Origin of the sequence: Hymenobacter coccineus (assembly GCF_001816125.1) — a bacterium.
GTDB classification, from domain to species: Bacteria; Bacteroidota; Bacteroidia; order Cytophagales; family Hymenobacteraceae; genus Hymenobacter; species Hymenobacter coccineus.
Genome location: NZ_MDZA01000227.1, coordinates 1 through 2,803, shown reverse-complemented (window position 1 = coordinate 2,803; position 2,803 = coordinate 1). Strand labels below are relative to the sequence as shown.

Sequence of the window (2,803 nt, the reverse complement as noted above, 5' to 3'; positions counted from 1 at the left end):
GCCGGCGGCGACGGTGCAGCCCGATGGCAGCGTAGCGCCCGCCGCCACGCCGGCCCTTATCCCCGGCGCGGGCACTCCCACTGGCCTGCCCGCCGCCCCCGACCCGGCCAACACGCCGGTACCTGCTACAACAACGCCGGCCGACAGCTCGGCTACAAAGTCCACCGCACCGGCCCCCAAGTCCACCGTGCCGGTGGGCACGCCTTCGCCGGGCACTACGTCGCCAGGCGGTATCACGCCAGCCGGTAGCCCCGGCGGACGGCCTTAGTTTTAGCTGTCGGTTGCTGGGTGCCAGCTGTCACTTTTTGACTAACAACCGGCCCCCAGCAACCGACAGCTAAAACCCAGCAACCAAAAACGCCCCGCAGCGCCCGTCGCTGCGGGGCGTTTTGCGTAGGGCCGATAGGGTGGGGGCCCTGCCCGTTGGGCAGCCGTACTTTTACCCGGCCATCCCCGTGCCTATGTCCCTCCCCGCTCCCCCCACGCCGCCTGCCGGCCCCGCCGCCGCCGACCAGGACGCCGCCCTGCTGCGGCAGCTGCGGCCGTCGCGCATTGTGGTGCCGGCCCTGATTGGGCTGAGCGTGGTGGCTTTCCTGTTCTGGCGCTCCTACAAGCCCGGCGACCTGGCCCCGCTGCGCGACGCTAAGTGGGGGTGGCTCCTGATTACGCTGCTCGTGCTCTGGGCCCGCGACCTGGGTTACATCTACCGCATCCGCCACATCACGGAGCGGGCCCTGAGCTGGCGGCAATCGTTCGGCGTAATTGTGGTGTGGGAGTTTGCCTCGTGCGTGCTGCCCTCGGCGGCGGGCGGCACGGCGGCGGCCCCCATCATCCTCACCCGCGAGGGCATTCCGCTGGGCAAGTCGCTGGCCTACACGCTCGTTACGGCCCTGCTCGATAACCTGTACTACGTGCTGATGGTGCCGCTGGTGGTGGCCCTGGCCGGCGCGGGGTTGTACCCCCACGGGCTGCAATCGGCGTTTGTGCAAACGCTGCGGGTGCTGTTTGTGGTAAGCTACGTGGCGGTGTCGGCCTACGCCGGGCTGCTGCTCTACGCGCTGCTCGTGAACCCGCGCGCGGTACGGCGGCTGCTGGTGCGGCTGGCCTCGGTGCGCGGGCTGCGGCGGTTCCGGCGGCTGGCTTACCGCCAGGGCCAGGAAATGGTGAACGCCTCCTACCACCTGCGCGGCGCGGGGCCCCTGTACTGGTGGCGCGCCTGCCTAAGCACGGCCTTCGTCTGGACGGCCCGCTACGCCGTCATCGGCTGCCTCATCGCTGCCTTTGTGCCCATGAGCACGAACACGTTCCTGTTCATTTTTGCCCGCAACATTACCTACAAAGTAGTGCTGCTGCTGGCCATCACGCCCGGCGGCGCGGGCATTGCCGAGGGCGCGTTTCCCACGTTTTTCGGCCGCTTCATCGGCACCGCGGCCATGACGAGCTTCCTCGTGCTGCTCTACCGCATCGTCACGTACTACTTCTACCTGGCCCTGGGCGTGGCCTACCTGCCGCGTTGGCTGGCGCGGGTGTTCGGCCCGCGCCCAGCCGCGGCCGGGGCCCCTACGGCCGAGTAGCCGGCGCCGCCAGGGCCCCACCGGGCCGCTGGTAGGTGCTCCAAAACTCGGGCTGGTACGGTACCTCGGGCACGGCCACGGCCGGAACCTTGGTTTTAGCGGCGGGCGCGGGCGGGGCCCCTGCGTCAGGCAAAGGCCTGAAGAACAGCTCGCTCAGGCTTTGGTAGTAGAACGGCGCTTTGCCCAGCACGCGGCCCGCGCTCTGGGTGACGCCCACGCTGAGGCGGGCGTAGTAGCGGCCGTTAGCGCCCTTGGTATAATCCACCACGTGGGTGGTGCGGTCCGACGTAAATACTTGCGTGAAAAGCTGGTCCTTGAGGGTTTCGTGGCCCCGGTTTTTGCGCGCCGCACCGTTGAAGGCCGCCGTATCGAGCTGCCACAAGGCCTCGTAGCGCAGCACCGCGTTGTCGCGCTGGCGCACCAATAGCCGGCCCTGGTACCCGCCCATCAGGTTGGTGCCGGTGCTGCGGCGGTCGGCCTTTTTGGCCGCGAAGCTCAGCAAATACACCGTTTCGGGGCCCTCGCCGTGCACGCTGTCGAGCTTGAGCACGAAGCGCCGCAGGTTGCGGGCCCCGAACAGCGGCGAAGTGCGCACCGGGTCGGCGGCTCGGACCTGGTCACCCTGTACCCCGCTGTACAAAGCCACCCGGTTAATGGGCCCCCCGCGCTGCGCCAGCACATGCCGCTGCTGCACCTGGTAGTCCACCCGGTCGCCCGCGTCCAGCAAGCCGCCCGTGAAGTGCCGGTAGCCGGCCGGCACCCGCAGCCGGCCCACGGTTTCGGCCTCGTAGCGCAGCGTGTCGAAGTTGCTGATGCGGCGGTGCGTGTACACCTCCGTGGCGTAGTCCTGCTGCTCGTAGTTGGCGGGAATGTTTTTGATAACGTCTTGCATAATGGCCAGCGGGCTGGGCGGGGCTGTGGGCACGCGCACCTCATCCAGGGCGTAGGCCGAGGGCGTCAGTTGCACCGTCAGCTCCTCGTTACCGCGCGGCGACTGCACCACGGCCGTGGCGTAGCCCAAGCTGCTTACTTGCAGCGGTGTGGGCCCCGGCAGCGACAACGAGAAGCGGCCCTGCGCGTTGGCGTGGTGCCCTTGCCCTGCCCCGGCACCACCACCGAGGCGTAGGGCACGCCCGCCCGGCTGCGCGCATCGAGCACCTGCCCGCGCACCGTGCGCACCCCCGACACGTTGGGGGCCGCTGCGGCTGCCCGCGACCAGGGCCCCGCCC

At 69.4% G+C, this 2,803-nt stretch carries 3 protein-coding genes and 1 pseudogene; 2 read left to right on the top strand and 2 right to left on the bottom strand.

The genetic code is table 11. The features are described from left to right. Positions 1–268, top strand: a pseudogene (locus tag BEN49_RS28000) (hypothetical protein); the annotation flags it as partial. Positions 269–461: 193 nt separating this feature from the next. After that, on the top strand, positions 462–1,574 hold the full coding sequence (locus BEN49_RS13775) for a lysylphosphatidylglycerol synthase transmembrane domain-containing protein (protein WP_070744305.1): 1,113 nt from the start codon (positions 462–464) through the stop codon (positions 1,572–1,574). On the opposite strand, the gene BEN49_RS13770 is transcribed toward BEN49_RS13775, so the two are convergent. Continuing rightward, positions 1,561–2,634, bottom strand: coding sequence for a hypothetical protein (locus tag BEN49_RS13770; protein ID WP_070744303.1), 1,074 nt, complete (start codon positions 2,632–2,634; stop codon positions 1,561–1,563). The two genes, BEN49_RS13775 and BEN49_RS13770, sit on opposite strands and share 14 nt — an antisense overlap. Next, a partial coding sequence (locus tag BEN49_RS27995; protein ID WP_158022913.1) for a peptidase associated/transthyretin-like domain-containing protein occupies positions 2,601–2,803 on the bottom strand: 203 nt, incomplete at its 5' end. The genes BEN49_RS13770 and BEN49_RS27995, both read right to left, overlap by 34 nt.